This window comes from Mucilaginibacter sediminis (assembly GCF_051903035.1).
Classification (GTDB): Bacteria; Bacteroidota; Bacteroidia; order Sphingobacteriales; family Sphingobacteriaceae; genus Mucilaginibacter.
Map to the genome: position 1 here is coordinate 375,383 of NZ_CP170602.1, position 19,456 is coordinate 394,838.

Annotated in this window: 13 protein-coding genes; 9 read left to right on the plus strand and 4 right to left on the minus strand. The window is 39.0% G+C overall.

All coding sequences use genetic code 11. The features are described 5' to 3' along the window. Nucleotides 1-84: 84 nt before the first annotated feature. The gene (locus tag ACFGVS_RS01365; RefSeq protein WP_439697149.1) at nt 85-2,415 is read right to left on the minus strand and encodes a GumC family protein; all 2,331 of its coding nucleotides are present in this window, start codon (nt 2,413-2,415) and stop codon (nt 85-87) included. Between the two features lie 4 nt (nt 2,416-2,419). Continuing rightward, nucleotides 2,420-3,166 carry a polysaccharide biosynthesis/export family protein gene (locus ACFGVS_RS01370; protein WP_439697150.1) on the minus strand — a complete coding sequence of 249 codons (747 nt, stop codon included), beginning with the start codon at nt 3,164-3,166 and terminating at the stop codon, nt 2,420-2,422. Nucleotides 3,167-3,772: 606 nt separating this feature from the next. Between ACFGVS_RS01370 and ACFGVS_RS01375 the strand changes: the two genes are divergently transcribed. Together ACFGVS_RS01375 and ACFGVS_RS01380 are read left to right on the plus strand one after the other, a co-directional pair. Further along, complete coding sequence (locus ACFGVS_RS01375; RefSeq protein ID WP_439697151.1) at nt 3,773-4,306, plus strand: UpxY family transcription antiterminator; 534 nt, start codon at nt 3,773-3,775, stop codon at nt 4,304-4,306. 154 nt (nt 4,307-4,460) lie between these two features. Continuing rightward, nucleotides 4,461-4,796 carry a hypothetical protein gene (locus tag ACFGVS_RS01380; RefSeq protein ID WP_369829653.1) on the plus strand — a complete coding sequence of 112 codons (336 nt, stop codon included), beginning with the start codon at nt 4,461-4,463 and terminating at the stop codon, nt 4,794-4,796. A gap of 14 nt (nt 4,797-4,810) precedes the next feature. Here ACFGVS_RS01380 and ACFGVS_RS01385 read toward each other — a convergent pair whose 3' ends face one another. After that, nucleotides 4,811-5,104, minus strand: coding sequence for a hypothetical protein (locus tag ACFGVS_RS01385; protein ID WP_090652531.1), 294 nt, complete (start codon nt 5,102-5,104; stop codon nt 4,811-4,813). Nucleotides 5,105-6,199: 1,095 nt separating this feature from the next. Beyond that, complete coding sequence (locus tag ACFGVS_RS01390; protein ID WP_274208658.1) at nt 6,200-6,349, minus strand: hypothetical protein; 150 nt, start codon at nt 6,347-6,349, stop codon at nt 6,200-6,202. Between the two features lie 989 nt (nt 6,350-7,338). On the opposite strand from ACFGVS_RS01390, the gene ACFGVS_RS01395 reads away from it, so the two are divergent. Genes ACFGVS_RS01395 through ACFGVS_RS01425 form a run of 7 tightly spaced genes read left to right on the plus strand, consistent with a single transcriptional unit; the run spans nt 7,339 to nt 19,456 of the window. Further along, nucleotides 7,339-10,224, plus strand: coding sequence for a SusC/RagA family TonB-linked outer membrane protein (locus ACFGVS_RS01395; protein ID WP_439697152.1), 2,886 nt, complete (start codon nt 7,339-7,341; stop codon nt 10,222-10,224). Between the two features lie 22 nt (nt 10,225-10,246). Beyond that, nucleotides 10,247-11,749: a RagB/SusD family nutrient uptake outer membrane protein gene (locus tag ACFGVS_RS01400; RefSeq protein WP_439697153.1), complete on the plus strand. Its 1,503-nt coding sequence runs from the start codon at nt 10,247-10,249 to the stop codon at nt 11,747-11,749. 11 nt (nt 11,750-11,760) lie between these two features. Then, complete coding sequence (locus ACFGVS_RS01405) at nt 11,761-12,870, plus strand: discoidin domain-containing protein (RefSeq protein WP_090652881.1); 1,110 nt, start codon at nt 11,761-11,763, stop codon at nt 12,868-12,870. 42 nt (nt 12,871-12,912) lie between these two features. After that, complete coding sequence (locus ACFGVS_RS01410) at nt 12,913-14,001, plus strand: DUF5007 domain-containing protein (RefSeq protein WP_090652928.1); 1,089 nt, start codon at nt 12,913-12,915, stop codon at nt 13,999-14,001. Between the two features lie 20 nt (nt 14,002-14,021). Then, nucleotides 14,022-17,168 (plus strand): SusC/RagA family TonB-linked outer membrane protein, encoded by a 3,147-nt coding sequence (locus ACFGVS_RS01415; protein ID WP_439697154.1) that lies wholly within the window; start codon nt 14,022-14,024, stop codon nt 17,166-17,168. Nucleotides 17,169-17,179: 11 nt separating this feature from the next. Further along, nucleotides 17,180-18,703, plus strand: a complete 1,524-nt coding sequence (locus ACFGVS_RS01420; RefSeq protein ID WP_090652883.1) for a RagB/SusD family nutrient uptake outer membrane protein — start codon at nt 17,180-17,182, stop codon at nt 18,701-18,703. Between the two features lie 30 nt (nt 18,704-18,733). Further along, a complete protein-coding gene (locus tag ACFGVS_RS01425; protein ID WP_439697155.1) occupies nt 18,734-19,456 on the plus strand; it encodes a hypothetical protein in 723 nt (240 codons plus the stop codon).

Consider the following 19,456-nt stretch of genomic DNA (forward strand, 5'->3'; position numbering starts at 1 on the left):
AGGGTAGTTTGGGGTAGTATTAAACGAAGTTTAACCGTTTGATTTGATGTTGGGGCAATGGCTGAAACCGACCAGACTGAGGAGTTAAGCGTGCTGCTTTTTTAATTTAGGGTTGTTGTAATAACTGTTATCGTAGTTATATCCATAACCATATTTTGTGCGTTGAATGCCATTAAAAATAATATACAGATTGGGAAGCTTGTCTTCTTTAGCCATTTGCTTAATAAATGTAAGTTCAGATTTATTGGTATGGCCTTGTTTTACAACGTACAAGGTAACATCGCAAATTCTTGCCAGTATCAGCGCATCTGTTACCAGGTGAATTGGCGGCGTATCAATTAAAATATCATCGTATTCATCCCTTAATTTATTGATAAGTACGTCAAGTTTAATGCTGTCAAGTAATTCTGATGGATTTTCGGGGATAGCCCCGGCACCGATAATGCTCAGTTGCGGATGCACGCCGGACGGCTGGACTATTTCCGATAGCTCAACTTCGCCGTTCAGGTAATTGCTCAACCCTTTATTTTGCGCTGATAAATTAAAAATGTCGGCTATTTTAGGCCGGCGCATGTCAAGCTCTAAAATGATAACTTTCCGGTTGGTAGCGGCAAGTGCTGCTCCCATATTACTGGTGATAAAACTTTTCCCCTCGCCGGCTACGCTCGAAGTAAATAGGGTTACCCGCCCGCTTTGCCTGTTTTGAAATAATAAAAATAAGTTGGTTCGTAACGATCTGAATTGTTCGGCTATCGCGAAGGCATTCTTTTCGAGTACCACAATCTGATTTTTTCCTTTGTTTTGGTTCAATTCGCAAATTACCTCAACTCCAGTAATTTTTTCGATTTCGGCGCGGTTCAATACTTTGTTTTTCAAGAGGTCGCGGCCATATATGAATGATGCAGGCAACCCTAAGCCAAGTAAAAAGGCAAGCACATAAGGGACCTGTTTTTTTGATTTTGGAGCGATGTAGTAAGGATCTTCTACCGTGCGGATTCCGGTAAGTGTAGAGGCGTAGCTCAATGATACTTCTTCCTTTTTTTGCAATAAATAGATATACAGGTTTTCTTTTATGCTTTGTTGTCTTTTGATACTGATGTACTGCCTTTCCTGGCCTGGGATATTTTTTATTGAGGCTTCAAAACCAGAGTTATTGTTTTGAAGTTCGTGTTGAACCGATAATAAAGAGGCCTTAATGCCACTAACTGTTTCTTTTACAGCTGCTTTAGTTGCCTTTATTTGACGATTTAATGGTTCGAATATTGGGTTTTGCTCGGGAGTAGTGGCTAAAAGCCTGTCGCGTTGCAATTGCAATTTAGATAACTGATCTACCAAACTGATAAGCCCGGGATCGGAAATACCAAGCGTTGCAGGTACGTTACCCGAATTATTTCCTGAATTGGCGTAACGTTCAATGCCTTCAATAACATTCAGCTGTACATTAACGTCATTTAAGCGCGAATCATTTGATTGAACGTTATCAAGATAAAATTTTGATTTGGATGAAATGTCCGTTAACCCAATGCTGCTCTTAAACCCTTCAACATCTTTTTCTACATTGGTTAACTCACCTGTAAGTGATGATAACCTGTCGTCTATAAATTTGAGCGTGCTTTGCGTGGCTTTATTTTTATCCTGGATACTCGAAACTTTATACGCCTTTATAAGCTGTTCTAAAATTTCTTTTCCTCTTTCGGGTACTTCATCCTCCAATTCCATATCAACAATGGGAGCATCTTTATTTAAAGATACCAGTATCGAATTTTGATATTGCGTTACAACATCCTCAGGATTTTGAACATTAACACTGATTGTTTTACCAATATAATTATCAAAACTTTTGGTTTTGGTTAGCATCCATGCACCAATACTATTTTTTAGTACTGTATTAAAACGGTAATCGGGCGATTCCGTGTCATCTGTTTTTATCGAAAATGATTGGGCATCTTTAATAAAAACGGTGAGTGAAAAATCCCGGTTTTCGCCCTGGGCTTGTATCAGCTTAAATTTTACCGGGGTTGTGGCATAAATATCCTTACTGCTATAATTGGCTTTTTCCTTATAACTGGTTTGTAGTTGCAAATCATTAACAACCTGCCTTATCAGTGGCCTCGATTTTATTAGTTCCAACTCACTTTCGATATCTTTTGGCTGACCTACAACATCAATTTCGGCCAGGGCCTCTTTGGCATCCGACGATTTTTTTTCGTCTTTTATGGCCAGTTTGGCTTTAATATCATAAACAGGTTTGGTGTTTTTGATATAAAAATAGGCAATACACAAACTGATTATCAAGCAAATGGCGAATAGAGGCCAGTTGTGCAGGTATTTGCTTAATAATCCGCCAAGATCTTTTTGGGTTGGTTCATCTTTGTCATCAAATGATGAGGATAGAAACAGGCGCTCGTTTTTCATAAAATTAATTTTTTAGAACACTGGTGAGAACAATGGTTATTACGGATAAGGCCGATAGTATTAAACTGATGTTTCGGTAACTTCTATCACCGGAATTTGATTTGGTTTTATCCGGCTGAACATAGATTACATCATTATTTTTAAGATAGTAGTAAGGGGATTTAAAAAGATCGGCAGATGTAAGATCAATATTTATGTATTGTCGCTTACCGTCGAGTTCGCGGATAAGAAGCACATTATTGCGAATGCCTGTTATGTTCAGGTCGCCGGCTAATCCTAAGGCTTCAGTTACGCTAACGCGTTCGTTGGCAATTTGGTAAATATTGGGCCTTGCAACATCACCAATTACAGATATTTTAAAATTGGTGATCCTTACATTGACAGACACCTGTTTCAAATATGTAGAGAGCTTCGATTCTATTTGCTGCCTTAGCACATTGGTAGTAAGCCCCTCAGCTTTTAAAGTTCCAACTAACGGTAATTGTATGTTTCCATCCATATCAACCAGGTAGCCGTTTACTTTATTGTTGTCGTCTTTCCAGGCATCGGGATTTAAACTGCTTACAGCTATACTTAAAATATCCTGTTTCTGAATAGTTAGCGAAGAGTAGTTGTCGATAGTTTCGTTTATAGCAGCCGACCGGTTGACATTTTGAAAATAAGGTATGTTTTTATAAGAGTTGCAGGAACTTGCCATAAAGCAAAATGCAACTGAAATTAACACCAGGCAAATAGTAGTTTTAGTTTTCATGAATTTGGATGACCTTAAAATTTGAGTTAGGTGCGTGAAGAAGGAGTTGTATAGTGTGCTATATATGTGCAGTTATTTTACACTTTCTTTCAGCTTATTGTAAAGCTTCGCCATTTCACTTACAGCGAATGTATTTTTATTAGATATTCAAATTGATTAAATCGTCATGTTTGGCGATGTTTTATATGAATATTTGCATAAAAGTAGGTCTTGTGTTATTAATATCGCAATATTATTGCATCTTGATACAATGTGTGAAGATGTGTATAACAAACAGCACGTAAAATGTGAAAAAGTGAGAAGGGAGGCAAATTCTATAAAAACAGCCGATTTTTAGAGTTGTCTGTCGGTACTTGCCAGTTTAATTGATTGCAAAAAAAACAAATGTTGAAAAAAGCATTTATTACATGATGTAACTACCCACGCTACTCTTATTGTAAAAATATTTTATATTAATATGTATATATTCATTGTGTGAAATAATAAATAATAAAATGTCGGGCTAATTTGCTTGTTTAGACATGGAAAAATAAGCAGAGTTTGTTAATTAAAGGGTAAGGCAAATTAAATGGTACGATAATTTATAAAGAGATATTAAAAAAAACCGTGAACCCGAAAATATTGAAACTTAATAATTCCCCAGAGCACTGGATGGTCATTTATACCAGGTCAAATTTTGAAAGACGAATTGATAAAAGCCTGAAAGAGCAAGGTATTTTAGCATATTGTCCGGTGATTACCTCACGAAATAAGTGGGCTGACCGCATTAAGACGGTAGAAAAACCTTTCTTTCCATCTTATTTATTTGTTAAAGCAAATCCGCTTCAATTAAGTAAGATAAGATATGTGCCAGGTGTGATTGACCTGATCTCGAATAATGGAAAACCGGTGATTATTAGTGATAATGAGATTGAACAAATTAAAATTATCACGCAGTCATATACTGATGTACAAGTAGTTAGTTTAAAAAGCTTAAAGGTTGGAGATAAGGTTAAAGTAAACGACGGCGTACTTTTTAACATTGAGGGTTTGGTAAATAAAATAATGGGTACAAAAGTGCTTATGGTAATTGAGCAGTTGGACTGTGCTGTTATTGTAAAAGTTAACGCCGACCAATTAACGTTGAGTACGGCCATCTAACAAAAAAAAGGTCAATTATTATTTCTTATAATAGTTATAGATTAAAAATAATCGTTACTGCTAATTTTTACAAAAATTGATTGCTTTTATGGATATTCATCATGGACAAATCGTTGAATTAGTTGTTAGGCGTGAGGGATATAACATAAGTGAATTGGCCAGACTTGCCAAGGTTAACAGGAGATCCGTGTACTATTGGTTTAATCAGCAATATCTTAAAACAGAGCTGATTTACCAGATTGGCGTACATATTAAACACGATTTCTCGGTAGAATTTCCTCATTTATTTAAACCTGACGACTTTGCTCAGGTGGATTACCAGAGAGGTCCCAAAAGCGGCAATGAATTATCCCATCAAAACGAAGTTAGTTATTGGAAAGATAAGTATTTGGAGACCCTGGAAAAGTATAATTTGCTTTTAACCAAAATGGCCGAAAAATATACCGCGGAGATAGAATCGGAGATGAAAAACCGATCAGATGAAAAATAATTAAAATCAATTAGTTATTTTGATTTATCAAAATCGTAAATACTCTTTAAATAAAAATTAATTTCCCTGAGAAATTTCAGTTGAGGCCTGATCTCTTCGATAGTTGTATTTTGATTTTCGTTATCAATAATGGCGTCTGAAATTGACCCGAGCATGGTATCAAACCCTTCTTTGCTAATGTCCATAAAAGCTGAGCAATGCTTTAAAAAGTCCTTAAATTCATCAATATTAATTTTAAAATTGATTCCATTAAGACCGAAAGTCTGTTCTTTGTTGTCATCGGATGTTGTCGTTCTTTCCAATACCATCAGCTTGGGCTTTTAAAATTTCGCTATAAAAGAATAAAAAACTATAGGACAGCCGTGTTTTACGATTAAAGAATTATAAAGGTTTCAAATATTATGTTTTATTTTCTTGCTAACGCAATCGTAATGTACATTCAGGAATGAATTTTTTGAATTTTTGCGATCAATGGCGACCCCGAATTGTGTAATCATTTTCTTTTTTTGTGTATAAATATTCCCGGTATAAATTCAGGGATTTGAACCCATATAATATATTCTTTATTGAATTTTGTCACATTTTTGTTAAACAAGTATTTAAAATGATGATATTTTTTTTAAACAATTTGTGTTTATTTGATATTTTTTACAATATGTATTGATTTTTTATTGTATTTATACATATATTATTTATATGTTTTTAATTTTTATATTGATTGTGATATGTGGAAAGTGTGCATGAGCTAATTACGTATAATTCAAAAATACCTCAACGAAATTGGTTTATTGTTAATTTGGTGATGTGAATTGTAGCTAATTTAATGAAAATTGAATTGGTAAGGCGAAAGCTATGCCATTGACAATAAAAACCGGTGGATTCTGACTTATTATTATAAGCTGGTGCGATACATAATGTCGTTAATTGAGAAAAGCAAGCGCTGGTATTTGAAAAAGAAATTTACGCACCAATGGAATAATTGGAACCAAAAAGGGCTCTTTGCGGATTATCTTAAAATAATAATGAACAAGAAAGCGATTTTGAAAGGTGAGAGAGTTGGAAACACTACATAGAGTGGGGGAGATCATCCTGGCTGGCAGCCTAATGACAACAAGTCAAGGATATCGAAAACTATTTAGCAGTCTTGATATGCAAACTGATTTTTGAAGATAATAATTGAGCAGCAAGACCTGAATACGAATGATGAAATTTGTAGATATATGTTTTTGAGGCTGGGTGGCGGAAGAGATTTTATCTAAATCACTCAGTGCCTGCGCAAATGTAGCGCAGGCCCAATTTATCGGTGGTCAAACCACAAATGTATTTACACTACCTAATTTTATACAGGCAAATTTGTATAGAATATCGCTGATAGCGAACCGGTAGTGAGGCGTTGTATCGGTCTAATTTACGCCGCCATTTTGCGCGTGAGCCGCAAAAATGAAAAAGATTATTAATGCTGGAACAATTAGCGCCAGAGAAACATTTCTTAGCTGTATGGCGTCTGCATTACCGTAGATTACTGCTTTGAATGATTTAGTTAAGGTTTTCATTTTGTTTTGATTTAGTTAATTATTCAGGTTACAATGTTGATTGATTATGCTCTCAAAAAGTATTGTTAGGTAAAAGAATAGCATAAAAATATATGAAATTTGTCTCAGGAGAATGTAAAGTTGTAAACTGATACAATGTGGGAAAAAGTGTATAACAATTTCACGATATGGTGGATCGTGGGCTTATAAAGTCAAAGCAGAGTTTATTTTACTGTAAAAACGTGTTGCTTAATGTATTTACAGGGATAGTTTGGTGTATGCAACATATATAATATAGAACCTGATTTACAGAAAGCTGCTTTTACTAATATAATCCACGTATAAATAGGATATTGAAGGGCTTATTCCTATTGTTTTATCTTTAATCGCTAAATTCCTTCTATAATATTGCCTCTACAATTAACCAATCTGCAACAAATTGTATCAATGTTTCGTCAAATAGTATCAATTTGTCCTGTGGCGAAAAGTTAGTGCATTTTTTACCATATTTTTATTTCACAATTATAATAATACTATGCCGGCTTAAAGTGATTGAAAACTTCCGGTTTGTACTAATTAACATTTACCAAATTATGAACACAAAAAAAAATGCTATTATGGCCTTTGCGGCTATGGTCGATTATTACTGCCTGCTCCGGGCGGTCACTCCCAAAACACTTTGTAGTGGTTTAAAATGTTAGGATGTAATCCTGAATATTTATCCCTGCCTGCCTGCAATTAAATCAGTAAATCCTTAAACTAAAATCTATGCCCACAAACCTTACTCAACATCACACTTCCCGGGAAAATGCTTCAGATGCCTAAGCAGCATACCGTCTTCGTGAAGGTATAATCCTTTCCAAATCAATTTTTTATATCATTAATCAAATTATCCATTAATTATGCGATACTTATGGCTGTGCTTTGTAGTTTTTTCAGCAATTACTACAAATGCACCTACTTGCTTAGCTAAAGATAATAGGGGAGAGAGAAGCAAAATCAACTATATTGTGTTTAACAATGACACTACAGTTCGTCGCGATACAACTGTTAAAGACTCGTTGTTAAAGGATAGTAGCAACTTTATAAAAAAGCGTACTATTTATAACTTTTTTGTCGATAGCGTTACTAAAAAACCTTATGAATTATCCTTATTTCCGGCAGTTTCATTACAACAACTTTTAAAAGGGAAATTCGCAGGACTGTACGTCCAGGAACCTTCGGGCGAGCCCGGTTCTGTGCAAAACATGTTTATCAGGGGGGCGCCAATGCCCTTGTTATCGCAAAGAGAGGTTTATCAATCACAGCCGCTTGTGGTACTGGATGGTATTCCGATAATAACCGAGCACCCGTTTGCATTTGATATTCAGCAATATGAGTTTAACAGGCCCGGCCCTGCTACTAACATATTTGCCGGTATTGATATGAACAATATTGCTTCTATAGAAGTGTTGAAAGATTTGGCAGCTACTGCGGTTTATGGACCAAGGGCTGTGAACGGAGTAATTGTTTTATCCTCAAAAACACCGGGCGCCTCAAGAAGCATCACTTTTGATTCGTATATCGGTTTAGCGCAACGGCCGCAGGTGACAACCATAAACGGTAAATACGAAAACGCTTTCAGGCAAAGGTTTTATGACCAGTATACTACCAACGGCAGATATTCTGATGATGAAAATTATCCTATTTATTTAAGCGATTCGCTTAACAATGTATATAGCGGGAAAGCCGACTGGAGTGATCTTTACTACCGCAACGCTTTAGTTTATGGTATCAACTTCGGCATCTCGGGTGGTACAAACCGGGCGAATTTTCGCTTTTCTTTGGGCGATATGAAAAACGAAGGGGTTGCTGATGGAACAGCGCTAAATCGGTATAGCGCCATGTTTAACATCAATATGAAACCTGTAAAGTGGCTTTTGTTTTCAACCATGGTAAATGCCAACAGGTTGGACCGCACCCGTAATAAAAATTTACGCGACAGGTTTGCGCAGATTAATTATTTCCCCGACCTGAGCGCTCCCTTACCTCCCAATAAAGATTATTATGCCAACTATCTTAAAGAGTACCAAAAAGGTTTTGACAATAACAAAACCAACATTATTGACGGGTACGCAAGGATTGGCGTTGAATTTGGCAAATTCAATTTCAGTACCACTTTTGGTGTAGATTATAATGAAGGTTATCGCGATGTGTTTTATGCCCGCACACTTTTGCAGGGTAATAGTTACGCATCAAATTACTTTGGCTTTAACCAAAGATTGATGTTGGATAATAAAGCAACCTATTCTTTTAATCTCAATAAAGTACATGATTTTCAACTGGAGGTTGGACAATCAACCCAATGGAACATTTATAAATACAGCAATGCTTATGCGTATAAAGGGGTAAACGATTTTATCAAAATAAACCTGTTAAACTCAGACCCTAATGATCCTAATTATTTAACCCCGGTTGCATTTCCACGTGAATTAACCTACCGCTTTTTGGATAAAACCAGGGATAACCTGGTGTCGTTTTATGGCAAAGTAGATTACACGCTAAAAGAAAAGTACCTGTTATCTGTTACATTACGTGCTGATGGCTCTTCAAATGCTCAGCCAACAAGCCGATGGTTTTATTCGCCTGTAGTATCTGCCGCATGGAATATAAAAAAAGAAATGCTGAAGGATAACACAACCGTGAATGATCTTTTATTGCGTGTTAGCGCCGGTCGGTTAGGGAGATTGAATGCGTATGATAATTATGCACAGGGCCCGCAGTATACTGCATCGGTAGGTTATACCGGGAATTTAACTGTACCTGGTTATAACGCATTTGGTGTATTAACCAGGCCATACTCAACCGGTTGGATTGGTTACGGCATCCCATGGTCGTATTCAGATCAGCTTAATCTTGGTGTAGATGCCGGTTTACTCCACAACCGTTTACACTTATCTGTTGATTGGTATAATAAAGAAGAAAAGAACCAGCTTATTGGCATCCCTGCCTTTGCCGAATACGGTTATAAGCAATCTATTGAAAGTGGAATGGCCGTAAACAACAGCGGTATAGATGTTTCGATAGCAGCCAATATAATCAATCATAAAAACTTTGGCTGGACATCATCTTTAAACCTTAACCACAACACCAATAAATTAAAAGCACTCCCAAGGGGCTTAAATGAAATTATAATTGGCGATAAACTTTTAAAGGTAGGCCAGCCGGTTGATCAATACTGGCTTTTAGTGAACGATGGTATTTATACCTCAAATGACCAGGTGCCGGTGGTTAACGGACAACCCGCTAAGTATAACGGAATTCCATTGCAGGCCGGCGATCCTAAATGGCGCGATTTGAATGGCGATAACGCTATTGACAATAACGACAAAATACTAACAGGCCATTCGTTGCCCAAAATATCGGGTGGTTTTGATAATAATTTCAGATACGGTAACTGGAGCTTAAATCTCAATTTTTATTTTAACCTGGGCCGTGACCTGATTAACCAGGAGATGGCCAACCGGTTTGATTTTATTAACAGGGAAGGCAATAGTGATGTTAACTCAGTTAAAGAGATTACCTATTGGGAAAAACGGGGAGATTATAGCAAGTACCCTTTGTATAATCCATGGAGCACAGTAATTCCGTACCGTGTTGATCAGAATTTATTTCTTGAAAATGCTTCGTTCCTGAAATTGAGGACGGTGTTAGTTGGTTACGACCTTACCAGAACACTGCGTAGAAAAAGCATAAACGTAACCCGGTTTTACGTGTACGCATCAGTTAATAATGTATTTACCATCACACCGTACACCGGCCAGGACCCCGAGCTGGTAAATTATAACGGGTATGATACAGGCTACGGACTGCCAATACCAAGAACGTACACATTAGGAGTGAAAATGGAATTATAGCATGGAAAAACGAATTACAAAAATGAAAAAGATATTATATATCACGCTTCTGTTTTTTGTGGCCTTAACCGGTTGTAATAAAACACTGGATATAAATTCTGTAAGGGTAGTTGCCGAAGTGAATATGTGGAATAAGCTGGAAGATACCCGTGCCGGCCTGCTGGGGGTTTACGCGCTTACCCGTGCCGCATTATCTGATAACGATAGTCATTGGCTATATGGAGATGTTCGGACAGGCGAGTTTATCAGCCCAAACAGGCCCGACCTGAAGGCCATTGCCGGTAATAAACTAAATGCATCCTACCCAACCGTGGATGCTTTATCCGACTGGACCAGGTTTTATGCCATCGTGAATGCAGCAAATATTTTCCTTGAACGCGTTGGCGATGTAAAAGCGGCTGATAAGCGGTATACAGAAAACAATATGATTGTTGATGTTGCCCAGGCCCGCTTCCTCAGAGCCTTCGCTTACTTCTACATGGTTAGGATATGGGGCGATGTACCTTTCATTATCACATCGCACGATGGTAAGTTTGAAAACAAACCCCGTGAAAATCAGGGTAAAATATTGGTTTGGGCTCAGCAGGAAATGTTAACGGCCGCCGCCGATTTGCCATTTATTTATAGTGGCGGCGATGTGCAGCAACCCGGTAACTATTACAACGAGGACAGAACCAGGTGGGGTGGTGCTTTAGCAACAAAAAATACGGCATACGCTGTTTTGGCTCATTTGGCGGCCTGGCAAGGCAATTATACTGATGTTGCCACCTATACCAAATTTGTTGAGGATAACTATGGCAAAAGTGGCATTGGTTTCCAGAATACCGAGGACCTGACCAAATCAAACGGATTCTTTTTTAATAAAAACACCAGCCAGATGTTTGGTTTCAATTCCGACTGGGGGCATATTGACGGTTCCGGAACAGGCCATATAGAAGAGTTGACCCTGGCCGAACCTGTTTTAAACAAAAAGGTTCCTGATATCTATATGCCCAAAGACACCATTTTAAAAATATTTAATCAGCCAAATGACGAACGCTTTAGTGTTGATACACTTGGACTGCCGCGGTCCGAAAGATATTTCACCAATATAAATGGTAAGTACCCCATTTTTAGTAAGATAAAAGTTATACAAGGAGGTACCACCGACCCCACTTTCAGGTATTTCACCAGCGCTTTAATTTTTACCAGGCTTGAAGATATTGTTTTGTTACGTGCCGAGGCATTAGCTGTTTTAGGTGATCAAAACGGAGCTTTGAACGAGCTGATAAACGTAATGACAAGGCGCGGAATAACAACTATCACCATCAATAGCGGAGAGTTGATTGACCTGATTTTTGAAGAACGGCATCGCGAATTACTGGGCGAGGGGCAACGATGGTATGATTTGGTAAGGTATAATAAAATCAAGCAAAATAATCCCGCTTTTTTAAACCTTATAAACTCCCAGGGAATTTACTGGCCGATATCCCGTAAGCTTATTTCACAAAACAACTTATTAACTCAAAATCCATTTTGGAAATAAACAGACCATATATGAAAAACTTTGAAAAATATATGAGCGCCTTAAAGCTATCAGTAGTTATGGCACTATTGCTGTCTGCCTGTAAAAAAGATGGTGGATACCATAGCACCGCAACCAATAGCCCCAGGTTTGCCGGTAACACCTATGAATATTTAAAAAGCAAACCGGGTGTTTACGATTCGCTGATAGCAGTGATTGACCGAATGGGTCTAAAGCAGACTTTAACCGATAGTAATGTAACCCTGTTTGCCGTTACAAACCCCAGTTTTCAGCTGGCAATTAATAACCTGAACACATTAAGAAGACAAGGGGATAAAGACCCGCTTTTTCTTTCAAATGTTGATGGTGTGCAGCTTGATACAATGGCATCCTACTATATTATGAGGGGAAGCCGCACTACCGACTCTTTAACCTTGCAGGATGGGCTTGACTTGACCAGTGTACGGTTTGGCTATCCGATGCATGGTAAAGTTACCAGGGCATCTTCATCTGGTTTGGTTGATGGTGGCCCGCAGGTAATAGAATTCAGTAACACCAAAAAGAGCAAATTTATCCGCTTTTGGTCAACAACAACAACTGGATCTAATAACATCCTGACCAAAAATGGGGTAGTTCATGTGGTAAGCGCCGACCATATCTTCGGTTTTGATGAGTTTGTTCCCCGGCTCACATTTATCCCGCCGCCACCAAACCTGATATCATTAATAGGAGGTAAGCTATCTGTGTTAAGAGATAATAATGGCGGTCCTGACAATGGCGAGGGATCAAAAAAAGTTATTGACGGAGATGATCATACCAAATTCCTGGCAGAACTACAAGGCAGGTTATGGATCAAATTTGAGCTGAATACGCCGGCAGTATCAGGTGTATACACGCTTACATCGGCAAATGACGCACCCGAAAGAGACCCGAGGGCATGGACTTATGAGGGCTCAAATGACGGACAAACCTGGGTTGAATTGGATAGACGCAGCAATTTCTTTTTTGAAGAACGGTACCAGACAAAAGTTTTCAGTTGCCCTAATACAGTAGCTTATAAATTTTACCGCATTGACATTACCGAACTCAGGGACGGCGGGCTTTTCCAGTTAGCTGAGTGGTCAATAAACAAAGCTAAATAAGTGATGAAAATTCAAAAAATTAATACAATTAACCATAAACAGATGCGAACATATTTTAAAAAAGAGTTCATTTTCTTCTTGTTTGCTATTGCTGTATTAAGCAGTTGTAAAAAGATATTTAATCTGCCAAATGAAAAGGACTATTTAAGTTCAAATGTAAATTACAGTAATAAGATATTTGAACCAATTATTGGCCGCACTACAGTGATAGGCGGCTTTAACGGCGATAATTCAACTCAGCCTATAAAGTTTGAAATTGTTAATGCCCGCTTTGGCGATGGCCGGCCGGTAACAGATCTTTTTCAGAAAAAGGCTACTTACGTTTGGACTTCAGCTTACAATGGCCAGGAAAAAAGTTTGGCCGAAATTGAAGCCAAAAGAAAACTGCAGGAGCATCCATTATTTGAGGTGCTCCCATCCGGCGAATTTATTTTGTGGGCATCGTCAACCAATGAACTTATTGCTCCGAGGCCTGCAGATAGCACAAATTTTCCGCAGGATACGCGTTTTTTTGATGTTAAAATCACTAATACGGGTGGTCATACCATTATTCGCGATTTCCAGATAAGGCCTTTCCGGGAGCGCCCTTATGAACCATCTGACGATTTTAATATTTACTCCGGCGGTCCGGCACCTCATCCCAAAACACCTTATAATCCATTAAGCAGGAATTATATAAGGCCGTTTTTAAATAATGTTATAGGAGCCACTACCGATATACCACTTGAAAGTAATGACGATAAAAAAGACGTAGTGGTTTATATACGGCCATTTACAGGTGGCAACGGCAATTCGCTGAGGTTTAAATTTTTAAACAAAGACTCGGTGGAGATGAACCCTGCTTTATTTAATGAAACAGTATGGGATAAAATAGTGCACGGGTTTAACTTTCAAAAAACGCTTACATACGCGCAGTACGATGTGGCTTACCCGATTCCTTTAGTTGAAATACCAACTGTATATGCTCCAGGCGGTACCCGTGATCATGCCGAATTCAGGTATTCAAGAATTGGTTTTGGTGGTGTTAGGGTAGTGGCAAGTTTCGGGATCGATTTTGCCATATACAGAAAAGGCGACTGGGAAATAGTGTTCCATTTCCTGAAGGATAATCCAAAGTTCGAAAACGAATAATAGCATTTAAAGCCACTGAAATGAGAAAATATATACTATTTTATGTAGTACTGATAGTTTGCATAATCTGCAGTGCAGATACATATGCGCAAACAAAAAATATAACGGTTTCTGGTAAGGTACTTGACAAGCCCGAAAATAAGGTGCTTGTGGGTGTAAATATCTCTATAGACAAAAAGGGAATAGCCCAGACCGATGCCAACGGACGTTTTTCCATTACGGTACCTGTCAATTCTGTAGTTTCATTCTCCTTTATTGGGTTTGTTACTCAAAAGTTAAAGGTTGAGGAAAACCAAAAAGACATAATAATCACATTAAGTGAAGACAAAAAGGGGCTTAATGAAATAGTTATTGTGGGTTATCAAAATCGCAGCAAAGAAACCACAACGGGCGCTTCGGCAATTATTACCAATAAGGATATTGCCGATATCCCGGTATCAAGTTTTGAACAGTTGCTGCAAGGTAAGGTTGCCGGCTTAAACATTCAGAACAATACGGGCGCACCGGGCTTCAGGGGCTCGGTACAGGTGCGTGGCTTGTCAACCCTTAGCGTTAGCGGCAGCGGCAACGAATCATTTTTACAGCCAACATCTCCGCTGTACATTATTGATGGGGTGCCTTTAGATGCCGATAAGGCAGCCGAATTTGGTTTTCAAACCCAGGGCCCTGGGGTTAGCCCATTGTCCTTGATCCCGGTAGAAGACATCCAGAGTATCCAGATCATGAAAGATGCCCAGGCAACTTCTCTTTATGGTTCAAGAGGTGCCTATGGGGTTATCATTATTACCACTAAACGCGGAAATTCAAAGGTGCCAAGGGTGCGTTATACCACTAACTTTTTTGTTAACGCGCCGCCAAAACTGCGCGAAACATTAGGAGGTAACGATGAGCGCCGCGCAAAAATTCAGCAAATATTATCAAATGCAACAACTGTTGATGAGTTAAGAAAAATAGGATTGACAGGCTTTTTGGCCGATAGTTTGAACGCTTATTGGAATAATTCAACCAACTGGCAGTCTATATTTTATGCAACTACCTATAACCAAAGCCATAACCTGGCTTTAGATGGCGGCGATCAGAAATTCAACTACAAGGCAAACGTTGGCTACTACTCAGAAAAAGGGGTAATAAAAAACACCGGATTTGACAGGTATAACCTGAATATGAACATGGAGTTTAAACCAAACGACAAGTTTAGGTTTTTCGGGTCCTTATTTGGCTCGGTAGGTAGCCAGGCTAAAGGCGATGGCCTGGGGCTGCTGCAACAAGGTGTTGCTTCAAACGGCCAGGCATCCACGTTATTGCCGCCTCCATCATTCTACCTGTCGTCAGACGGTGTTACATCAGCCTTGAAAACGTTGAACAGCAACAGTTCAAGAAACATAAGGGCCAATGTAGATGGGCGGTACGAGTTTATTCCCGGGCTCGCGTTATCATCAAGTATCAGTTATGATTATACCTCTGATGCCGAATCAACTTTTACGCCTGCGGCAGCCAACTCGCAATTTGCCCAGGTATATGATTTTGAGGGCCGAAACTACACCTTGTATAACCGTAACGCCATTACTTACGCTAAAACATTAGGCGGTAACCATAATATTTTTGTTAACTTATTTAATGAAATATATAAACAGGGCGGTCAAAGTGGTATCATCAGGCAGGAGCGCACGCCCAACGATCAGCTCCAGGGACCGGTAGGTTACGATTCATATAATTCGCGTGGTGGTGGTGTACTTTCAAATTATAAAAATGCCACTATCGCGTCATTTGCCGGGGCAGTAAGTTATGATTTTCAGCGCAAATACGTGGTTGAACTTTCATACCGGTTAGATGGCACGTCATCAAACGGGTTAGAGAATCCTTACTCCAAAAACCCATCGGTGGGTTTAAAATGGAACTACAGTAAAGAAAACTGGTTTAAAGATCTGTCATGGCTTACTTATGGTGGTATAAGACTAACCTGGGGTCAGAATATTGTGCCTACCGGTAGCCTGCAAAGTATTTATGGTATTTATAACCTGAATGGCAACTTTAACAATAATCCAACTATTGGTATAAATTATGATTTTATTCCCAATCCTACATTAAAACCAACTACCACTACACAATACAATTTAGGATTTGATATCGGACTGTTTCAAAGCCGGGTTGATTTAAACTTTGATACCTATTATAAAAAGGTTGATAATTTATTGTTCGACAGGTTTTTATCAAACACTACCGGCTTTAACCGCCGGGTGAGCAATGATGTAGCTATTGCCGATTATGGTTATGAGTTAACGCTTACGGTACGGCCGGTGATTTCAAAAGATTTTAACTGGAGTATCTCGATGAACGGCGCCATCAACCGTGATGTTTTATTAAAGCTGCCTGCCGAGTATAATGGTCAGTACATCAAGTTTGATAACAGTCCTTATTTACAGCATATTGTTTTTAGGGTAGGTCAAAACACGCTGTCAAACTATTTGCACATCAACCAGGGTGTATATTCAACCGATGCTGAAGTGCCGGTAAACCCCGCAACCGGAAAAAAATATTCGTCTAACGGGGTACCGTTTAAAGCAGGCGATCCTATTTTTAAAGATGTTAACGGCGATTATATATTAGACGACAGAGATTATGAAATAACCGGTAATTCACAACCCTTGGTAACCGGCGGTATATCAACCAATATTATATACAAAAATTTTGGCCTTAACATCTACGCAACATTTACCGCCAAAAGAACTGTTTTGAATAATGCACTGGCAGATCGTTTGGCCATATCACGCAATCCTTATGATTTACTGGCTGTTGTGCCTTTAAGTAATATGGATATCTGGAGGCAGCCCGGCGACCATACAGTTTATCCAAACCCTTACTCGTTTTCCACCTATAACCAGATACAGCCTTTAAGGCCCGATCAAACATTATGGGCCGAAGATGGATCGTATTTTAAAATAAATAACGTAACGCTGTCATACTCATTTGATCGCAAGCTTATTCGTAAGATTGGTTTTAACAACCTAAGGGTGTATTTCTCAACCAATAACCTAACTACGTTTTCAAGCTATAAAGGGCCCAACCCCGAGAACGTAACCACGCTGGGGCGGGATATATCCAGCGGATACCCTGTGCCGCGTACCTATAATATTGGTTTAAACTTAGAACTCAACACAAGTAAATAAAACTTAAAATCATGAAAAAAAGTATTTTATACATTTTAGTAATTACAGGAAGTTTCTGTTTACCTGCCTGTAAAAAGTTTTTGAACATTCAACCTATTGATAAGTTAACGGGCAACAATTTTTACCGCTCAAAAGAGGATGTTATTGCCAATATATATGATCTTTCGCGGCTGTTTTTTGGGAAGATCAACGAAACTCATTTCATAGGCGCTACCGGCGAATACCGCTCCGGCGAGGTAATGCACGAAGCACAATCAGATCTGGGGCCAGCCCGTGAGTATGTTGAAGTATTGGGCAGAAACGATTTGCTGGGCCTTATCAACGGTAACCCGCCATGGAATTTTTACAATTTTTATAAAATTACCAACTGGACAGGTTATTACCAGGTAATACAGGGAGCCAATATCCTGATATCTAAACTGGACGAAGGCATACCCGGAGTATCCACCACTGAGAAAAACCAATTTAAAGGCGAAGCAGCTTTTATACGGTCGCTGGCTTATTTCTTTATGGTACGGCTTTATGGCGATGTGCCTTATTATACCGATGCTTTTCATTCCACTTCGTTACCCCGCGAAAACATGGTTTCGGTTTTAAATAAATGCATTGCCGACCTGAAGATATATAAAGACAACATGCCCTGGACTTACTCGGACCCAGCCCTGAAAGGGGTACGGGCAAGCAGGGGCAGCATCATCGCACTGATGATGAATATGAATATGTGGAATGCCGGTTTTGATAAGGCAAATGCCAATAAGTATTACCAGGAAACTGTCGATCTGGGCCAGGAGCTCATTAAAAGCAATGCTTACAGGTTATTGCCAATTGCAGAATGGGCCACGGTTATTAAAGGGCGTTCGGATGAAAGCCTCTTTGAATTTTACCGCAGCATTAACTATGGCGATGCAAACTCAAACATAGCACCCATTGGCGATATGTTTTTGCATTATCCCTACAAACGGCCGGAGTATACGCACAGGATAAGCTTTGCTTATTTCCGCGGAGAATATATGCAAAAACTATATCCCGGAACTGCAGATAAACGGGCGACAGTATGGTTTAATGAAGACATATATGCCGATAACGGAAAATTCATGATGCTAAAATTTGCTCAGAATGCATTTGCAACGGGCGAAGAAGATAGTAACCCCGATAATACTTTTATGATTTTCAGGTATGCCGGCGAAATTTTACTATGTGCCGAAGCAATGGCCGAATTAGGGCAGGATAATGAGGCAATAGCGTTGGTTAACAAAGTGAGGGACAGGGCCGAAGCTTCGCAATATTCCGGTTCGGGCGGCCAGGATCTGAAGGACTTCATCTTTTTAGAAAGATCACGCGAATTGATGGGCGAAGGGCATCATTATTTCGACCTGGTACGCACCCGCAGGATACTTAGCAGCGAGTGGTCATATAATGTGTTAACGTTAGACAAATTTAACCGCGGTGCCTGGACATGGCCTATCAGCAGCGATGCTTTAACCAATAACCCTTTCATGACACTAAATGCCTATTGGGTAAACGGTGGTAATTAAAACATAGTTAATAGAATAATGATAACAATTATGAGAAATATAATTATTGTTTGTGCCGGTTTATTATTGGCACTTACCGGGTGTAAACGGGATGAGTACTATAGGGATGGAGGGAAAGCCAATCCCGATTATCCCGGAGACATGTTTCAATATTTAGAAGCAAAAGCTGTTCCGTTTGATACCATTGCGCAAATTGTGAAGTTAGCGGGACTTGAGAGTACTTTTCACAAGGCTGATTTTACCTTTTTTGCCCCGGATGACGATGTTATAAAAAGAACAATCGGCAATGCAAAAACCCCGGGCTCGTTAAACCAGTTTCTGTTTGATGTAGGGCGCGACACGGTGAAAAGATTAGCGGATATCGATTCATTAATCTGGCGTAAATACCTGCAGCGCTATATGTTTAAAGGGATAAACCGGCTTAAAGATTATCCGCAGATCGACCTCGATCTTCAAAATCAATATCCCGGCGCCTTGTATTATTCATATAGTGGCGATGTATGCAACATCGGGGTTATTTACGGCGATGCGAACAAGGTTAGGTACATAGGGCCTCGTAGCCTCATCATCAGCTATGTGCTTGATATAAACAATGCCGAAAACGCGGTTTTCCGAACATACATATCGTCATCAGATATTAAACCGAAAAATGGGGTGGTGCACACGTTGCAGTATAACGGGGCATACTTTGGGTTCGATAAAAACGATTTCTTCACTGATGTTTACAATACAGGGCTTCATTCATCCAATTAA